Origin of the sequence: Williamsia soli (genome assembly GCF_017377795.1) — a bacterium.
Taxonomy (GTDB): Bacteria; Actinomycetota; Actinomycetes; order Mycobacteriales; family Mycobacteriaceae; genus Williamsia; species Williamsia soli.
Genome location: NZ_JAFRDR010000001.1, coordinates 273,912 through 291,702, shown reverse-complemented (window position 1 = coordinate 291,702; position 17,791 = coordinate 273,912). Strand labels below are relative to the sequence as shown.

The 17,791-nt window shown below is 64.9% G+C and carries 17 protein-coding genes; 12 read left to right on the top strand and 5 right to left on the bottom strand.

The annotated features are described in order from the left end of the window. Positions 1–28 precede the first annotated feature (28 nt). Together J3S28_RS01385 and J3S28_RS01380 are read left to right on the top strand one after the other, a co-directional pair. Positions 29–1,015: an ATP-binding cassette domain-containing protein gene (locus J3S28_RS01385; protein WP_237340912.1), complete on the top strand. Its 987-nt coding sequence runs from the start codon at positions 29–31 to the stop codon at positions 1,013–1,015. Next, on the top strand, positions 1,015–1,869 hold the full coding sequence (locus tag J3S28_RS01380) for an ABC transporter permease (RefSeq protein WP_207836278.1): 855 nt from the start codon (positions 1,015–1,017) through the stop codon (positions 1,867–1,869). The genes J3S28_RS01385 and J3S28_RS01380 overlap by 1 nt, the downstream gene beginning before the upstream one ends. A gap of 136 nt (positions 1,870–2,005) precedes the next feature. Here J3S28_RS01380 and J3S28_RS01375 read toward each other — a convergent pair whose 3' ends face one another. Beyond that, positions 2,006–3,352, bottom strand: coding sequence for an ROK family protein (locus tag J3S28_RS01375; protein ID WP_207836276.1), 1,347 nt, complete (start codon positions 3,350–3,352; stop codon positions 2,006–2,008). A gap of 411 nt (positions 3,353–3,763) precedes the next feature. On the opposite strand from J3S28_RS01375, the gene J3S28_RS01370 reads away from it, so the two are divergent. Genes J3S28_RS01370 through J3S28_RS01360 form a run of 3 tightly spaced genes read left to right on the top strand, consistent with a single transcriptional unit; the run spans position 3,764 to position 7,308 of the window. Then, the gene (locus tag J3S28_RS01370) at positions 3,764–4,942 is read left to right on the top strand and encodes an LLM class flavin-dependent oxidoreductase (RefSeq protein ID WP_207836274.1); all 1,179 of its coding nucleotides are present in this window, start codon (positions 3,764–3,766) and stop codon (positions 4,940–4,942) included. Positions 4,943–4,969: 27 nt separating this feature from the next. Further along, on the top strand, positions 4,970–6,088 hold the full coding sequence (gene sfnG, locus J3S28_RS01365; RefSeq protein ID WP_207836272.1) for a dimethylsulfone monooxygenase SfnG: 1,119 nt from the start codon (positions 4,970–4,972) through the stop codon (positions 6,086–6,088). Further along, a complete protein-coding gene (locus J3S28_RS01360; protein ID WP_207836250.1) occupies positions 6,085–7,308 on the top strand; it encodes an SfnB family sulfur acquisition oxidoreductase in 1,224 nt (407 codons plus the stop codon). Before sfnG ends, J3S28_RS01360 begins: the two co-directional genes overlap by 4 nt. Before the next feature lie 199 nt (positions 7,309–7,507). On the opposite strand, the gene J3S28_RS01355 is transcribed toward J3S28_RS01360, so the two are convergent. Together J3S28_RS01355 and J3S28_RS01350 are read right to left on the bottom strand one after the other, a co-directional pair. Beyond that, the gene (locus J3S28_RS01355; protein ID WP_207836242.1) at positions 7,508–8,482 is read right to left on the bottom strand and encodes a YihY/virulence factor BrkB family protein; all 975 of its coding nucleotides are present in this window, start codon (positions 8,480–8,482) and stop codon (positions 7,508–7,510) included. Positions 8,483–8,540: 58 nt separating this feature from the next. Beyond that, the gene (locus tag J3S28_RS01350; RefSeq protein ID WP_207836229.1) at positions 8,541–9,359 is read right to left on the bottom strand and encodes a DUF72 domain-containing protein; all 819 of its coding nucleotides are present in this window, start codon (positions 9,357–9,359) and stop codon (positions 8,541–8,543) included. 226 nt (positions 9,360–9,585) lie between these two features. Here J3S28_RS01350 and J3S28_RS01345 point away from each other — a divergent pair, with 226 nt between their 5' ends. Continuing rightward, the gene (locus J3S28_RS01345) at positions 9,586–10,620 is read left to right on the top strand and encodes a sigma-70 family RNA polymerase sigma factor (RefSeq protein WP_207836227.1); all 1,035 of its coding nucleotides are present in this window, start codon (positions 9,586–9,588) and stop codon (positions 10,618–10,620) included. Here the strand turns inward: J3S28_RS01345 and J3S28_RS01340 are convergent. Continuing rightward, positions 10,599–11,003 (bottom strand): VOC family protein, encoded by a 405-nt coding sequence (locus tag J3S28_RS01340; RefSeq protein ID WP_207836225.1) that lies wholly within the window; start codon positions 11,001–11,003, stop codon positions 10,599–10,601. The two genes, J3S28_RS01345 and J3S28_RS01340, sit on opposite strands and share 22 nt — an antisense overlap. A 134-nt stretch (positions 11,004–11,137) precedes the next feature. Between J3S28_RS01340 and J3S28_RS01335 the strand changes: the two genes are divergently transcribed. The 3 genes from J3S28_RS01335 to J3S28_RS01325 all read left to right on the top strand — a co-directional run bounded on the left by J3S28_RS01335 (position 11,138) and on the right by J3S28_RS01325 (position 13,807). Beyond that, positions 11,138–12,400 (top strand): sensor histidine kinase, encoded by a 1,263-nt coding sequence (locus J3S28_RS01335; RefSeq protein ID WP_207836223.1) that lies wholly within the window; start codon positions 11,138–11,140, stop codon positions 12,398–12,400. Beyond that, positions 12,388–13,059 (top strand): response regulator, encoded by a 672-nt coding sequence (locus J3S28_RS01330; protein ID WP_307796735.1) that lies wholly within the window; start codon positions 12,388–12,390, stop codon positions 13,057–13,059. The genes J3S28_RS01335 and J3S28_RS01330 overlap by 13 nt, the downstream gene beginning before the upstream one ends. Positions 13,060–13,147: 88 nt before the next feature. After that, positions 13,148–13,807, top strand: coding sequence for an NADPH-dependent F420 reductase (locus J3S28_RS01325; protein ID WP_207836221.1), 660 nt, complete (start codon positions 13,148–13,150; stop codon positions 13,805–13,807). Between the two features lie 28 nt (positions 13,808–13,835). Here the strand turns inward: J3S28_RS01325 and J3S28_RS01320 are convergent, their stop codons facing one another. Next, entirely contained in the window at positions 13,836–14,477 is a 642-nt protein-coding gene (locus J3S28_RS01320; RefSeq protein WP_207836219.1) for a TetR/AcrR family transcriptional regulator, read from the bottom strand. A gap of 191 nt (positions 14,478–14,668) precedes the next feature. On the opposite strand from J3S28_RS01320, the gene J3S28_RS01315 reads away from it, so the two are divergent. Genes J3S28_RS01315 through J3S28_RS01305 form a run of 3 tightly spaced genes read left to right on the top strand, consistent with a single transcriptional unit; the run spans position 14,669 to position 17,791 of the window. Then, on the top strand, positions 14,669–16,237 hold the full coding sequence (locus tag J3S28_RS01315) for an amino acid permease (RefSeq protein ID WP_207836216.1): 1,569 nt from the start codon (positions 14,669–14,671) through the stop codon (positions 16,235–16,237). 31 nt (positions 16,238–16,268) lie between these two features. Further along, positions 16,269–17,123: an urea amidolyase associated protein UAAP1 gene (locus J3S28_RS01310; protein WP_207836213.1), complete on the top strand. Its 855-nt coding sequence runs from the start codon at positions 16,269–16,271 to the stop codon at positions 17,121–17,123. After that, complete coding sequence (locus J3S28_RS01305; protein ID WP_207836210.1) at positions 17,123–17,791, top strand: urea amidolyase associated protein UAAP2; 669 nt, start codon at positions 17,123–17,125, stop codon at positions 17,789–17,791. Before J3S28_RS01310 ends, J3S28_RS01305 begins: the two co-directional genes overlap by 1 nt.

Below are 17,791 nucleotides of genomic sequence, written 5' to 3'. Positions count from 1 at the left end.
GTCCGACTCGGTCGCTACGGTGAGCCCCATGACTTCCACAGCAGTCACCACCGAATACGCCATCGAGGCCATCGACCTGGTCAAAGAGTTCGACGGCGTCCGTGCCGTCGACGGAGTGAGTTTCCACGTCCCGCCCGGCTCGGTGCTGGGACTGCTCGGACCGAACGGCGCGGGCAAGACCACCATCGTCCGGATGATGACCACGCTGAGCCTGCCCACCTCGGGTACGGCCCGTATCGCGGGGTACGACGTGACAGAGAATCCAGACCTGGTCCGCAGCAGCATGGGCCTGACCGGACAGGCTGCCACCGTCGACGAGTTGCTGACCGGGCGTGAGAACCTCTGGATGATCGGCAGCCTCTACGGGTTGCCCCGCAAGGAGGTCCGCGCCGCAGGTGACCGACTGCTTGAGCAGTTCTCGCTCACCGACGCCGCTGACCGAGTGGTCAAGACCTACTCGGGCGGCATGCGTCGCCGGCTCGATCTCGCCGTCAGCCTGCTGGCCTCACCACCGGTGCTGTTTCTCGATGAACCGACGACAGGTCTCGACCCGAGAAGCCGGCAGGAACTCTGGGATGTGCTGAAGTCACTCGTCAACCATGGCACCACCCTGCTGCTGACCACCCAGTATCTCGAAGAGGCCGACCAACTCGCCGACGACATCGTTGTCATCGACAAGGGCAAGATCATCGCGGCCGGTACCCCGCTGCAGCTCAAGGAACAGGCGGGCAAGGCCAGCCTGGTGCTGACGGTCTCCGCTGCCGAGGACCTGCCCGAGGCGACCCGGCTCCTGCGGGAGAACAGCGGGGAGGTCTTCGTCGACGAGTCGCAGCGGCAATTGACCGCAAGTGCTGACGGAATCGGCGACCTCACCAAGATCGCCGGGATCTTCGAACGCAGCGAGATCGCCGTCGACGACATCGGACTCACCCGCCCAAGCCTTGACGACGTCTTCCTCTCCCTCACCGGACACCGAGCTGAAGACGCCGACGCCGACGCCGAGGAGAACAAGTGATGACCACCACCGCCAGCAACGCCGGAACGACGAAAGCAACCCCGCGATCGGCGATAGGCAAACCAGACATAGTGCGCGAGTCGCTGGTCATGGTGCGGCGCAACCTCATTCACACCAAACGGCAACCCGAGATGCTCTCGGACGTGACGGTGCAGCCGATCATGTTCGTGCTGCTGTTCGCGTACGTCTTCGGTGCGTCGATCAGCCCCGGCGACGGGTTCGATTACAAAGAGTGGCTGCTCCCCGGAATCATGGGTCAGACCATCGCCTTCTCGGCGTTCATCGTCGCCCTCGGTCTGACCAACGATCTGGACAAGGGCATCATCGACCGCTTCCGGTCACTGCCGATGGCACGGTCGTCAGTACTCGTCGGACGATCCGTGGCAGCGCTGATCCACTCTTCTATCGGCATCGTCGTGATGGCGCTGACCGGTCTGCTGATCGGCTGGCGGATCCACGAAGGATTCGCGAAAGCAGCTCTCGCCTTCGCCCTGGTGCTGCTGTTCGGTTTCGCCATGATCTGGTTCGGCATTCTCATCGGATCGGTGATGCGCTCACCGGAAGCCGTGAACGGCGTGATGTTCACCCTGCTGTTCCCGATTACGTTCCTGTCCAACGCATTCGTCCCGACAGAGCCGATGCCGAGTTGGCTGCGCACGATCGCGGAGTGGAATCCGATCTCGTCGCTCGTCCAGTCGATGCGTGAACTGTGGGGCAACGGACCGGCGGCGCCCGCCAACGCTCCCTGGCCCCTGCAGAATCCGGAACTCTCGACGGTGCTCTGGTCGATCGCGTTGACCCTGATATTCGCGCCGTTCGCATTGCGCGCGTACCACAAGCGCACCACCGACTAGGGCTGTGCCTGATGGCTCGCTCCGCTCGCTTGTCGGGGCGGCCATCAGGCGCGAGTTCTTCCTTCCTCGTCGCATCGCTCCGCTCGCTCCTCGTCTGTCCAGAACACGCGCGGCCGACCCTCCGGAAAGCGTCTCGCTAGGCAGTTCTGGCCAGAGCCTCTACCGGATCGCTGTAGATCGCGTCGAGGGAAACCGCACCTGCGGCTTGCTGCTGCACCGTTGCACCCGAGCGTGACACCCGGACGTCCCGGCGATCGGCGACCGAGGTCTCGCGGACGGCCTGCGCGACGATCGGCAGGGTCGAGGGGGCGTCTGTGAACGCCTGCCCACCGAGGACCACGTGGTCGGGGTTGAAGATGTCTGCAATCAGGCCGACTGCCTTGCCGAGCAGCCGTGCGCGCTCGTCGAGGATGGCTCGGGAGATCTCGTTGCCCTCCGCAGCCAACTGGTGCACGTCTTCCACTGATTCGATCGTCAGACCCGCAGCGATGGCGGCGTCGACGATGCCGGTGTCGCTGACGGTCGGCTCGAGCCGACCGGTGCCGTGCGGGTCGAGGAGTTCGGTGCGTCCGACCGGGAAGTGCCCGATCTCCGGGGGGCCGGCGGTCGGGGTGTAGACGCTACCGCCGACCGTGAAGGCGATGCCGACGGTCTCGCGAGCGTAGAAGTAGACGAAGCTGCCGCCCTCTTGACCCGGATCAACCAATAGTTCGGCCTGCGGGTTCAGCAGCAGCTCGGCTGCAGCCATCGCCTCGACGTGCGACGCCACGGAGATCGGCAGCCCGATCACCGACGCGAGCACCTCGCCGACCGGTGCGGACTGCCATCCGAGTCGGGAATGGCTGACCCGTCCGGCCTTGTCGACCCGTCCGGCCAGTGCGACCCCGGCCCACAGCACCTTCTTGTTCTGCCACCGCGACAGAAAACGCTTTGCGCTCAGCCCGATGGCCGTCAGCGTCTGCTCGGGGCTGTCGGCGATCGGGGTCGGGATCTGGATGGCACCGACCACGCGGTGAAAGAGGTCATGAGTGGTGATGGAGGTGACCTTGAGGCCGATATGGATGCCGACCGTCAAGAACTCGGCCGTGTTCAGCTCGAAGGGCAGCCGCGGCCGACCGATGGCACCGGCAGGCGCGAGGTCGGCGCGCTCACGCAGCAGGCCGACCTTCAGGAGGGCGCTGACCTGCCGGTTCACGGTGGAGATGCTCAGGCCCGAGGCGCCGGACGCCGCGTCGCGGAACACCGGGCCGTGCAGGCGTGCGGCCCGCAACACCACTGCCGCCGGCTTGGTCGACAGGTGCAGTTGCGGGGTGGCGATGTGAATCCCAGCGCGGGCGCTGCCCAATTTCACCGGTGCCTTGTTCGGGCTGGGGATTCCCAGCGGACGAGGAGGACGAGCGGGCGCGGCGACGCGGGAACCGGTCGGGCGTGTCACAGACGGGCGGGTGGTGGTGGCTATGCGGTGATCAAGTGTGGCAGTCATCGAGAGTCCTCGTGGGTTTGTCGCGCCCAGAACCACAGCAGTGGCCGAGCGGGGGATGTCAGAACGGAATGCCGCGAGTGCGGCGGATTCGGATCAGGACATTCGACAACAGAGAACGCGAGCAAACGGCAGACGACACCCCAGAGCGGTGGTCATGTAGGTGACCTCCGGGATGTAGTGGCCTGTGCTCGTCATAAGCGTCAAGGTAGCAGCGCTTGCAGATTCTGTGCAACGCGGACATCGATCGGACCGGCTGAACTGAACGCACGTCACAGAGGCGTTCACCGGCGAGAATAGTCGCCACGCAGATCCCACAGTCGACTTGGAATCACAGCGATCTGAACCCTGGGAACCCGGCGCGGGAGCCGCCCACACTGGGTTCAACTCTGCATTCAACCGAAAGGCTCGCCTGTGTCACTGCATTTCCACTGGTTCCTGCCGACGTACGGCGATTCACGGAATCTGATGGCTGGTGGTCACGGATCGAACATGTCCGGTGATCGCCCCGCTGACCTGCGTTATCTGAACCAGCTGGCCGGGGCCGCCGAGGTGAACGGCTTCGAGGCCGTCCTCACCCCAACCGGGCTCTGGTGCGAAGACGCCTGGCTCTCGACCGCGATGCTTCTCGAGACAACCGACACCCTGAAGTTCTTGGTGGCGCTGCGCCCGGGACTGACCAGCCCGACGCTCGCGGCGCAGATGGCCTCGACGTATCAGTGGCAGTCGAAAGGCCGCTTGCTCCTCAACGTGGTCACCGGTGGCGAATCCTCCGAGCAACGGGCCTTCGGCGACTTCTTGTCCAAGGAAGCGCGATACGAGCGCTGTGGCGAGTTCCTCGACATCATCCGGCAGCTCTGGACCCGGGAAGATCCCGTCGACTTCGTGGGCCGCCATCTGCGCGTCGAGGGTGCCCAACTGGCTCGTAAGCCGGATCCGCTGCCTCCCGTGTTCTTCGGTGGCTCATCGCCCGCAGCCGGCACCGTTGCTTCGAAGTACGCCGACACCTATCTGACATGGGGTGAAAAGCCCGACGCCGTCGCCGAGAAGCTGAACTGGATCCGTGGTCTGGCAGCCGTCGAGGGACGTGACCTGACGTACGGCATCCGGCTGCACGTCATCTCGCGCGACACTTCCGAGCAGGCATGGGCCGAAGCCGACAGGCTCATCGGGGCCCTGGACCCGCAGTTGGTGGCAAACGCTCAGCAGAACCTGGCCAAGTCGGAGTCCGAGGGACAACGACGGATGCGCGAGTTGCACGGCGGTGGCAGCGCTTTCAGCGCCGACACCGATGCCCGGTCGCTGGAGATCTATCCGAACCTGTGGACGGGGGTCGGATTGGTCCGCGGTGGCGCAGGGACAGCGCTCGTCGGATCACACGACGAGGTCGCCGATCGGATTGCGGAGTACGCCGAGCTCGGCCTCGACCACTTCATCCTGTCCGGTTACCCACACGTCGAGGAGGCCTATCACTTCGGGGAGGGAGTGCGGCCAAAACTGATCCAGCGTGGACTCCTCAACGCCGACGACCGGGCCGCCGAGCCCGTTCGCGGCGCCTTCCTGCCTTCGCTCAAACCCGCCAGCGCTTCTTGATCAGCGCCGAACCTCAGGAGCTCAAACATGACCACTGAAAAAATCTCAGACGAGATCAAGTTCGCCTACTGGGTACCCAACGTCAGCGGCGGGCTGGTGACCAGCGAAATCGAGCAGCGGACCAGCTGGGACTTCGAGTACAACAAGAAACTGGCCCAGACCGCGGAGAAGGTCGGCTTCGAATACGCGCTCTCCCAGGTGCGGTACATGGCGTCCTACGGAGCAGAGTTCCAGCACGAGTCGACGTCGTTCAGTCTGGCCCTGCTCGGCGCGACCGAGAAGCTGAAGGTCATCGCCGCAATCCATCCGGGGCTCTGGCATCCGGCGGTACTCGCCAAGTTCGGCGCCACGGCAGACCATCTCTCGAACGGACGGTTCGCGATCAACGTGGTGTCGGGCTGGTTCTCCGGCGAATTCAAGGCACTCGGAGAGCCGTGGCTCGAGCACGACGAAAGGTACCGTCGGAGTGCAGAGTTCATCGACGTGATCCGGAAGATCTGGACCGAGGACAACGTCGAGTTCGCCGGCGACTTCTATCGGATCCGCGACTTCACCCTCAAGCCCAAGCCGCTGAACACCCCTGAACGCCCCAATCCGGAGATCTTCCAGGGTGGCAATTCGACGGCCGCTCGCAACAACGGTGGCCGGTTCTCGGACTGGTACTTCTCCAACGGCAAGGACTTCGACGGGGTCACCGAGCAGGTCGACGACCTGCGGGCGGTGGCTCGGGCACACAATCGTGAGGTCAAGTTCGGCCTGAACGGTTTCATCATCGCCCGCGACACCGAGGCCGAGGCCCGCGACACCCTCCGGGAGATCATCGAGAAGGCGAACCGCCCGGCGGTGGAGGGCTTCCGGGATTCCGTCAAGCAGGCCGGCGCATCCACGTCCGACGGCAAGGGTATGTGGGCAGACTCGAAGTTCGAAGATCTCGTCCAGTACAACGACGGTTTCAAGACCCAGCTGATCGGTACCCCTGAGCAGATCGCCGAACGCATCGTCGCCTACAAACGCCTCGGCGTCGACCTCATCCTCGGCGGGTTCCTGCACTTTCAGGAAGAGATCGAGTACTTCGGCGCCAAAGTTCTGCCGTTGGTTCGCGAATTGGAGGCTGCAGAAACCGCAGCCGGCGTCGGGGCACCGTGAGCACTGCGATCGCAGCACGTATCGACTCCGCGGAGCAGGCTCTGTCGGTCGCCCGCGACCTCGCGCAGCACTTCGCCACCGGGGCCGCGGCACGTGATCGCGATCGCAAGCTCCCGTACAAGGAGATCGACCAGCTCTCGGCCAGCGGGCTGCTGGCGATCACGGTGCCTGCCCGGTTCGGCGGTGCCGATCTGGCTCCGAGTGTGGTCGCCGAGGTCGTGCGGATCCTGGCCACCGCCGACCCCAACATCGCGCAGATCCCGCACAGCCATTTTGTGTACCTGAATCTGCTCCGGCTGGCCGCCGAGCCACCCCAACAGCGCGAGCTCTTCGAAGATGTGCTGGGCGGCAGTCGAATTGCCAATGCGCAGTCCGAGCGAGGCGGCAAGACCGTCGCCGACATCGCGACCACCATCCGCCCCTACGGTGGCGGCCTGCGACTGGACGGTTCGAAGTTCTACTGCACGGGCTCACTGTACGCACACACGCTCGCAGTGTTGACGCGACTGGACGATCCGGAAGGCAAAACCGGCCTGCCCGACGGCGAATACGTCGCGTTCATCCCCGCGGATGCAGCCGGCGTCCGCATCGTCGACGACTGGAATGGCATCGGGCAGCGCACCACCGGCAGTGGCACGATCACCTTCGAGGGTGTGTCGGTACGCGGCGATCAACTGGTTGCCAGAGCCAAAGCCGTGGGTGCACCGAGCGGGTACGGCGCTTTCGCACAGCTGCTGCATGTCGCGATCGATGCAGGTATTGCCCGCGGAGCCCTTTCTGCCGCAGTGGATTTCGCGCGCACCAAGAGCCGTGCATGGTTCGAGGCAGGCGTCGACAGGGCCATCGACGACCCGCTGCTGATCCAGCGCTTCGGGGAACTCGCGGTCGTGGTGACCACCGCCGAAGCGACCCTGACCGCCGCGGGAACTGCGGTTGATGCCACGTTCGACACCCCGGCGCGCGGTGCGGCACAAGCTGCGGCCGCGGCCTCGATCGCCGTGGCCACCGCCAAGATCGTCGCCGACCGCGCGGCCAACGACGTCGCCTCGGCACTGTTCGAGGTGTCGGGAACCCGAAGTGCGGGAGTAGATCTCGGACTCGATCATTTCTGGCGGAACGCGCGCACCCACACCCTGCACGATCCGGTGCGGTGGAAGTACCAGCACATCGGTCGCGCTCTGCTTCACAAGTCGGCGCCGCCCACGCACGGCGTCATCTGAGGAAGCTCCACCAACAGAGAACGGATCCGAAACCAGCGAGTTCAGCACTGGGCCTACCAGGTTTCCGCAACCGGTGAACGCAGGGATCGGATAGGTGCCGGATGAGTTCCGACCTTTCTTACGCGGGCTATTTAGTAGTGCGTAGAAAACGTACTGCGGTAGCACCACCCTTGGGTCCGGCGTCCGATCTTTGCTCGCGCTAGCTCGGGTCGTCGGGTTTCTTCGCCTTCTCGAAAGTGACCGTGACCTGCTCGAATCCCTTTGCGCGCTGAGCCTTCGCCTGCCGGGTGTAGGCCGTGCGGTCGCCCTGTGTCAGTTCGACCTCGTCTGTGAACGGCGTCAGCAGCGCGCGTGGGTAGAGCCGATGTACCCGGACGGCATTGATCTCAGCGGTGAGGACCACTGCGGCCGCCGCCAGGTAGAAGTACGCGAGCAGACCGAGAACCACCGCGAAAACACTGTTGGTGGTGCTGGCGTTCTTCACGACCTGCGTCACGTAAAAAGTTCCGAAGGTCTGGAGCAACTGCCACAGGATCGCCATCACGATGGCCCCGGGCAGGACGTCGCGGTAGCTCACCGTGTTGGTGGTGCTGAGTTTGTACGCGACCATGAAGACCGCAGAGTTGACGACCACCGCCGTGATTGCGATTGCCCAGGTGTCCCAGGGGCCCAAGAGTCCCCAGAGGCTGCCGTACGTCGACAGCACGGTGGTCCCGACCAGGGCGAGGGCGAGGACCGTCAGCAGGAGCAGGCTTCGCAGCCGGGAGAAGATCGGATTGGGGCGCTTGTTACGCGGCACCGCCCAAACCGTGTTCATCGCGTTCTGCGCGGCCTGACCTACGCCGGAGGCGCCGTACAGAGCGCCGACGACGCCGATGACCACACCCCAGATCCCGCCGCTCAGCTCCTGTGGTTGGCCGAGTTGATCGCCGATGACCGGGAACTGACTCAGCGTCGAGTTCAGTACCCGTTCCTGTAACCCGGGATTGCCGTCCAGCACGATGCCGACGCCGGTGGTCAGCAGGAGCAGCAACGGGAACATGGCGAGAAACGCGTAATACGTCATCAGGACCGCGAGATAGCCGCCCTGATCGTCGGCGTACTTGTAGATCACGGCGATACCGAATCCGAGGACAGGGTGCTTGCGCTGCAGCTTGTCCAAACGCTCGATCATCGATGGCACCCCAGTCGTCCGGTGGGCGCCGTCACTGGTTGAGCGCTAGGCAACAACGCTACCCGAGCCCGCCGGGATCGAGTCGATCGAGCAGTCCTCGCGCATCGTAGGGCGCTCGGACCTTCGCGTCGTTGTCGAAGTAGACGTACACGTCGCCTCCGTCCGCGCGTTCACGAAGTCTGACCGCCCAGGCGTCGAGCGCCTCGTCTGTGTAACCGCTGGTGTAGAGCTCCTGGTCGCCGTGCAATCGCGCATAGAAGAAGTCCGCGGTCACCTCGTCGATGACCGGGAACTTGCCCGCCGAGTCAGCGAGGACCAGCGCAATACCCATCTCTCGCAGCAACTCTGGCAGTTGCGAGTCCTTGAAGCTCGGGTGGCGGACCTCGAGGGCATGCCGCAGCGGGCGATCTGCGTCGGTGGTCGTCCAAGACCGTCCCGCGATGTGGTCGCTGTGACCCTCGGACATGGTCGCCGCCGCAGCAGTCGTCCGGGGGAGCATCTCCGCGAAGTCCGTCAGCGCGGCGGCGTCGAACGGCAGGTTCGGCGGGAGCTGCCACAGGATGGGGCCGAGTTTCGGACCGAGGGCGAGAACACCGGAGGCGAGGAACGTCGCGAGGGGCTCCTCGACGCCGACCAGTCGTTTCATGTGGGTGATGAACCGTGGCCCCTTCACCGAGAACACGAAGTCGTCGGGCGTCTGCTCGGCCCACTTGAGGTAGCTCGCCGGTTTCTGCAGCGCATAGAACGACCCGTTGAGCTCCACCGAGTTGAGAGTTCGCGAGAGGAACTCCAACTCACGTCGCTGCGCGAGACCCTCCGGATAGAAGGTCTTGCGCCACGGCGGGTACACCCACCCCGAGGTACCGACTCGAATCACACCTCAACCTGTATCACGACAAAATGAGGCGATGACCGAACTCGCTGACGTCCCATTCCTGCGTCGCGCCGTCGTACTCCTTCGCTGCAGGTCAGCACCCCTCGATTGTGCATGGTCCGGTTGATCTCCCGAAGCCGCAGCCGTGCAGGAGGGATTCTGGACGAGCTGAGTCCCCCATCCACATTTTCTCTCGCTGTTGTCCGACCCCCGGCGTAATCTGTCCCCCATGACTGTCGAGGCAACGGCCGATCCTGACTTCCTGGAAGTGACCGAACCGTACCGTCGAGAACTGCTGGCCCACTGCTACCGAATGATGGGCTCGCATCACGATGCCGAAGACCTGCTGCAGGAGACCTACATCCGCGCGTGGCGCGGATACTCACGTTTCGACGGCCGCGCCTCGGTCCGCACCTGGCTGTACAAGATCGCGACCAACACCTGTCTGACGGCGCTGGGGTCCAAACAGCGTCGCCCGCTGCCCTCGGGCCTCGGCGGCGATTCCTACGATCCCGAGGCACCGCTCCTGCAAGACCACGAGGTCCCGTGGCTCGAGCCGTTCGCCGACTCCGACGAGTCACTCGCCGAGACGTCCGACCCGGCGACGATCGTCGGATCCCGTGAATCCATCCGCCTCGCGTTCATCGCCGCCCTGCAACATCTGCCCGAGCGCCAGCGCGCCGTGCTCATCCTCCGAGATGTGTTGCAGTGGCGAGCAAACGAGGTCGCCGACACCCTCGGCCTGACCACCGCCACCGTCAACAGCCTGCTGCAGCGTGCGCGGGCACAGCTCAAAGAGATTGCTCCCGAACGCGATACGGTGTCGGAGCCGCAAGACGCTGCCCAGAAAGAGTTGCTGAACAAGTGGGTGGAGGCGTTTCAGTCGTACGACATCGACGCGATCGTGCAGCTCTTCACCGACAAGGCAATCTGGGAGATGCCGCCGTTCACCGGTTGGTACCAGGGCGCCGAGACCATCGGACGCCTCATCCGCGGCAACTGTCCGGCGGAGAAGGCCGACGACATGCTGCTGCTCCCGGCCACAGCAAACGGGCAGCCGGCGTTCGGTCTGTACATGCGCGACCCCGACGGGGTGCACCGGCCGTTCCAGCTGCAGGTCCTCGACATCACGGGAGACGGCGTGGCCCATGTCGTGGCGTTCTTCTCTGACACCATGGAGGCCGACTTCGCACGGTTCGGGTTGCCCGCGACCGCGAGTTTGCCGGCCTCCGGCGAGTCGGATCAGCCTGCGATGGCCGACTGATCCATCCAGGTGACCTCCCAGACGTGACCGTCGAGGTCGCGGAAGCTCCGGCCGTACATGAAGCCGTGGTCCTGAGCGTCCTGCCACGCCGACCCACCGATCTCGAGCGCCTTGTCTGCGATCGCGTCGACTTCCTCGCGGGACTCCGCCGACACCGCGATCAGGACCTCGCGCTCCTTGCTCGTGTCCGTGATGCCGCCGGTGATGAAGTCCTGGAAACGCGCCGGGGTCATCAACATCGCGAAGGTCTGATTGTTGATGATCAGGCACAGTGTGTTCTCGTCGCTGAAGGTCTCGTTGAACTCGAAGCCCAGCTCGGCGAAGAACGTCCGCGTGGCGGGGATGTCGGAGGCGGTGGTGTTCAGGAACATCATGCGGGACATGGCTATAACTCCAATTCTTGGTGCTGTGTGTGTTGTCACCCTTTCAGACCGCAGTGGCCGTCGAAAGTAATCGAACGTCAGAGTTCACACTTTCGCCTGATGCCCGACGCCCTCTTGTCACGGACCATCGGGGTATGAGTTCCGCAGGTGTGCCGAGCCCGCCGTCGGGCTGGGAGACTCTGTCCGCGCGTCGCGCCTGGATGCCCGGCGCCGTGCGGGAGACCCTCGAGGCCGACCCCCACCCACTGACCGGCAGGCGCACGAACCGCGACGTCACCATCGACGTCCTGATGATCGTCCTGTCCCTGGCGATCGGCACCGTCGGCGTCTGGGAGCGTTTCGGCAACTGGGGTCCCCTGCTGGCAACCGACATCGTCGTGGGGGTCCTGGGCTGCGGAGCCCTGATCTGGCGGCGTCGCTGGCCGCTGGCGATCGCCCTGATCCTGACCCTCCTCTCCGGCGTCGCGTCATTCATCGGTGGTGCCGCACTTCTTTCCTTGTTCTCCCTGGCCGTGCACAAGCCCCTTCGTTACTCCATATCGGTCGGTGCGCTCGGCATCTGCGCGTCGATGTCGATCTATTTCCTCTACCCCGACGCCCAGACCGACATCTGGTACGCGGTGCTGCTGTACTCGATCCTCATCACGGCGGTGGCCGTCGGCTGGGGAACGATGGTTCGCAATCGCCGCCAGTTGCTGATCTCGCTCGCCGAACTGGCGCGCAACGTGGAATCGGAGCAGCGCGAGCGGATCGCTGCCGCCAGGGCCACCGAACGGGAACGGCTGGCCCGCGAGATGCACGATGTGCTGGCCCATCGCATGAGTCTGTTGTCGGTGCACGCCGGTGCTCTCGAGTTCCGCGAGGACGCCTCTCAGGACGAGGTGCGCCGGGCCGCCGGGGTGATCCGGGCAGGTGTGCACCAGATGCTCGTCGACCTGCGCGATGTCATCGGCATGCTGCGGGAGGAGACCGACGACCTCGCCTCCCCGACGCGAACACTGGCATTCGTCGACGACTTGTTCGCCGAGACAGAGCTCGCGGGCAGCCCGATCAGGGCCACCATCGAAGTCGACGACCTCGACGAGGTGCCCGGCGTCATCAGTCGCGCTGCATACCGAATCGTGCAAGAGGGGTTGACCAACGCGCGCAAGCACGCGGGCGAGGTGACCATCACCGTGGTCATCAGCGGCGCCCCGGGACAAGGACTGACCATCTGCATCCGGCAGCCACTCAACCCTGTCGCAGCCATGAACAACTCCATACCGGGCACCGGCTCGGGACTGGTCGGGTTGCAAGAGCGTGTCACCCTCGCCGGCGGCGAGATGGAACATGGTGTGAAGGAGCGAAACTTCGTGTTGACGGCGCGACTGCCCTGGGAGACCGAGTGTCCGAGGTGACCGCAGATATCCGATTGCTACTGGTCGACGACGAGTGGCTCGTGCGCGCGGGGCTGCGCACGATGCTGACCGGCCAGCCTGACATCGACATCGTGGGTGAGGCGTCCGATGGCTCGGCGGTGCGTGAGAAGGTCGCCGAGACCGGGGCCAACCTGGTCCTCATGGACATCAGGATGCCCAAGGTCAACGGCCTCGTCGCCACGCACATGCTTCGCGCCCTGCCCGATCCCCCGCATGTGGTCATGCTCACCACGTTCGACACGGACGATCTGGTGTTGCGCTCGCTGCAGGCCGGGGCGAGCGGTTTTCTGCTCAAGGACACTCCGCCTGCCGACCTCATCGCGGCGTTGCGCAAGGTCGTGGCGGGCGAGCCGATCCTGTCTCCGGCCATCACCCGCAAACTCATCGTCCGCTTCACCGAGCCCGGTGAACGGAAGTCGAAGGCGGCCACCCAGTTCGATCAGCTCACCCCGGGTGAGCAGCGCGTGGCGGTTGCCGTCGCCCAAGGCAGCTCCAACTCTGCCATCGCCGAGGAACTGTTCGTCTCGGTGGCAACGGTCAAGAGCCACATCTCCCACATCCTCGACAAGCTCGGGTACAACAACCGGGTCCAGATCGCTTTGCTGGTCCACGACGCCCGCCCCGAAGAGCTGCCCTGACCTCGATCATCCGAGGTCGGGGAATGAACTCCCCGCCGCACGAGTTGGCCGAAACAGAGTGTTTTCCACGACGTAAGGGGTCACCAGAGTGAAGATCGGAATCATCGGAGCAGGATTCATCGGCGGGACACTGACGCGTCGACTGACCCAATTGGGCCATGAAGTGCGCGTGGCCAATTCGCGCGATCCCCAGACGCTCGCGGACCTGGCCACCGAAACCGGCGCTCAGGCCGTCTGGGCGAAAGAGGCCGCAGAGGATGCCGACCTGGTCATCGTCAGCATTCCGCAGAAGAACACCCCGGACCTGGCCAAGGGGATCCTGTCGGCCCGCAAGCCCGGTGCACCGGTGATCGAGACCAACAATTACTACCCGCAACAGCGCGACGGCAAGATTGCCGCCATCGAGGACGGGACTCCCGAAAGCGCCTGGGTATCAGAGCTTCTCGACGCACCCGTCTACAAGGTCTTCAACGGGATCTACTGGAAGCACCTGCTTGAGAAGGGCACCGAGGCCGGCACCGAGGGCCGCATCGCCCTGCCCATCGCGGGCGACGACGAGGACGGAAAGAAGATCGTCTCGGCCCTTGTCGACGAGCTCGGATTCGACCCCGTGGACGCTGGCACCATCGCCGAGTCGTGGCGCCAGCAGCCCGGAACTCCCTCGTACGGCAAGGATTTCACCGCAGCGAAGCTCAGGGAAGCTCTGGCCGAGGCCACCGGGGAACGCACCGCCGAGTGGAAGGCCTGACTCGCCTGCTTGTCACAAACTCAGTTCGTCACCTCCGGGTGAGGACGAGCGCGATGCTCTCGACGAGTACCCCGACGAGGTCGCCGAGAGAATCGGCGCCGAGTGCGCCCACCATCTCGTCGGAGCGCATGCTGATCACCGATTCCACGAGCCGGAACGGAACGTGCCTGCGCGGGTCCGACTGATCACCGAGGACCTCGCCGGCCAGCTGCGCATAGATGCGGGCCAGGTCGGTGCGCGCCTGACGGAACTCGGCGAATCGCTCCGTGCGCAGTTCGGGGAGTAGATAGAGCGCGCCGAGATTCCAGCGCGCCGCGGCGAGCTGCCCGGCGTCGAAGCCCGCCAACTCCTGCAGCCTGGCAAGCGTCGGACCGTCGGCTGCCGCAACCTCGCGCGCCTTCTCGAGCGGCAGCACGACGGTGTCCTTGAGCAGGGACTCGAGGATGTCGTCTTTCGTCTTGAAGTGGTGATAGAGCGACGCCTGCCGGATCCCCACGGCCTCGGCGATCATCCTGGTGGACGTACCCGCGTAGCCACGTGTGGTGAACAGCTCCGCAGCGGCGTCCCTGATCTCCTCGCGAGCAGTGGCACCACGACGTCGTTGCTCCACCAATCGAGGGCGTCCTGGGCCTGCCGCAACATGAGTCACAGGTACTGACCTTACTGTCATCGACGCCCTGTTGATGGCGTCCGCGCCGGTCATTGAGCCCCTGACCTGCACCGAGTGCGTTCTCGGAAACATATTTGTTTCACGCGTTTCCGCGCCGGAAACAAACCTGTCACTCGACAGAAATGGCTACGCGGTTATCTATCACCTGACAGATACCAGGGCTCATGGGCCCCTTAGCAGGAAGACCTCCCATGACCGCAACCGCGCAACCCCCCACCGCACCAGTGAGCAGCGGCGCCGGACCAACTCCGGACGCCGACGATCTCTCCGTGTTCGGCTACACCCAGCAGCTCCACCGCTCGTTGGGAACCTTCGCGTCGTTTGCGGCGGGTTTCTCGTTCGTCTCCATCCTGACCACGATCTTCCAGCTCTTCGGTCTCGGCTTTTCGTTCGGCGGTCCGGCGTTCTTCTGGACCTGGCCGATCGTCTACGTCGGCCAGTTCCTGGTCGCCCTCTGTTTCGCCGAGATCGCCGCGCGCTATCCGATCTCCGGTGCGATCTACCAGTGGTCGCGGCGCATGGGCGGTGAGGTCATCGGCTGGTTCGGTGGCTGGTTCATGATGCTCGCCCAGATCGTCACCGCGTCCGCAGCCGCGATCGCACTTCAGGTGGTCATGCCCTCGATCTGGGAGGGCTTCCAGATCATCGGCGACGACGCGGCGTTGACCAGCACCAGTGGTGCCGCCAACGCAGTCCTGCTCGGATCGATCCTGCTGGTCGTCACCACCTTCATCAACTGCATCGGCGTCAACTGGATGAGCCGGATCAACAACATCGGCGTCACCTGCGAGATCGTCGGTGTCACCGCGGTGATCCTGGCGCTGTTCACCCACGCCGAGCGCGGACCCGACGTCGTGTTCGACACCGGCTTGCCCGGTCAGCAGCCCGGTTACGTCTGGGCCTTCATCGTCTCCGGGCTGATGGCGGCCTACGTGATGGTCGGCTTCGGATCGGCGGGTGAACTCGCAGAGGAGACGAAGAACCCTCGTCGGGTCGCACCGCGCACGATCCGCCTGGCACTGACCGTTTCGGCAATCGGTGGCGGATTGATGCTGCTCGGCGCGCTCATGGCCGCACCCAGCCTGGGTGAGGAACTGGCCGTCGGGGGCCTGCCCTACGTCCTCGACTCGGTTCTCGGTTCCTTCTGGGGCAAGGTGCTGCTGTGCGACGTGGTCGTCGCCATCTTCATCTGCACCCTGGCGATTCAGACCGCGTGCTCACGACTGATGTTCTCGATGGCCCGCGACAACCGGCTGCCGGCGTCGAAACTCCTGAGCCACGTGAACGCGCGGACCGGAACCCCCATCGCACCGTCGGTGCTGATCGGTGTGCTGTGCATCGCCGTCCTCGTCGTCAACATCGGCAACTCGGCGATCTTCGCGACCCTCGCCAGTGTCTGCATCATCCTGATCTATCTCGCGTACCTCTCGGTCACCGGCCCGATGCTCTGGCGCCGGCTCAAGGGGTGGCCCGGCAACACCACCAGCGCTGTGGACGCCGAAGGCAAGAAGCTGTTCACTCTGGGCCGCTTCGGGATCCCGCTCAACATCCTGGCGGTTGTGTACGGACTGCTGATGGTGGTCAACCTGGCCTGGCCACGCGCGGAGATCTTCGACCCCGCCGGCGAGATGCCCATCCTCAAGTGGGCAGGCCCGATCTGCATCGTGGCGTCGATCCTCGTCGGCATCGCTTGCTTCCCGCACGGCAAGAAGCACCCGATGCCCGTGAAGGTGTTCACGCCGGCAGCAGACGACAAATAGCCACCCCCGATTTCGAAAGGACAACCCGGACATGACGATGACGTCCACCGGAACCACCGCAGGAGCCCGTGAGCACGCTCGAGCCCAAGCCGCCACCATCACCGACACAATGCCCGTCGTACCGGCGTCGGCCTGGCCGCACGTGCCCGACGGTGTTGTCGCGCAGGACATGACGTGGGCCGAGACGGTGCCCGGTGGGCGTTACACGAGCAAGGTGCTCGCCCGCGGCACCAGGCTCCGGCTTCGCGATATCGCCGGGACCGGCTGCGCCAACGTGCTGCTCTGGCGCGCGGACGCACCGTGGGAACGGCTCAATGTCGCCGACACCGTGAAGGTTCCCTGGCAGGCATACCTCGGCGCCGGCCATCCCCTGCTCAGCGATCAAGGTCGGGTCCTGGCCACCATCGTCGACGATGACTCCGGCCATCACGACGCGCTCTGCGGCACCAGCACGCTGGCCGGCAACACCGCGAAATACGGTGCTGGTGAGGTCTACTCGCAGACACCTGCCGGCCGGGAGCTGTTCCTGCTCGCCGCCGCGAAACACGGCCTGCGCGCCACCGATGTCGCTCCGTCGCTGTCGTTCTTCCACGGCGTCGTGGTCGAGTCCGACGGGTCCCTGACCTCGAAGGGTTCGGCGGGGTTGGACAAGCACGTGGACCTGTTGCTCCATCTGCCGTGCACGGTCGCGATCGTCAACACCGCGCATCCGCTGGACCCCTCGCCCGGGTTCGATGTGGGTCCGGTGGAGGTCCTCGCGTGGCGGGCACCCGGCGATCTCGAGACCCTGCTCGCCGATCTACCCGACACCGACCCGGAATATCAGCGTGCGGCCCTCAACTCTGAGGATGTCTGGGCCGCAGCACACTTCGAGAGGAATGCGTGATGAGCACGGCTACAACCGCTTCGGCCGTAGAACTGGCACTGGTGGCCGGTGAGGTGATCGGAGACCACGAGATCGGTGAGCGTGCCCCGTGGTCCGGCGTCGTCGCGGCCGGAGACGTCCTCACGATCGTCGATCTGTACGGCAACCAGGCCGTCGACACCCTGTTCTTCGGCGGCCGCGATCACTCGATCCGCTATTCGGCACAGGCGACCATCGCCGCCCAGGGCAACATATTCCTGACCACCGGATCGGTGATCCGGGATCAGGATTCGTCCCCGCTGATGACGATCGTGGCCGACGAGGTGGGCAACCACGACACTCTCGGTGGTGCGTGCTCACAGGAGTCGAACACGCTGCGGTACGGCCACCACACCAAACACCAGCACGCGTGTGTGGAGAACTTCCTCATCGGCGGCGTCCCGCACGGCCTGGGCAAGGCCGACATGGTCGGAAACGTCAACTTCTTCATGAACGTGCCCGTCGACGCTGACGGTTCCCTCGGCATCGTCGACGGACTGTCCGCACCCGGCAAACGCCTGGCGCTGCGAGCCGAGGTGGACACGCTGGTCCTCATCTCCAACTGCCCGCAGATCAACAACCCCTGCAACGGTTTCGACCCCACCGCGGTACGGGTCATCGTGACCCGGCCCGGCGTGAGCGAGGCCTGA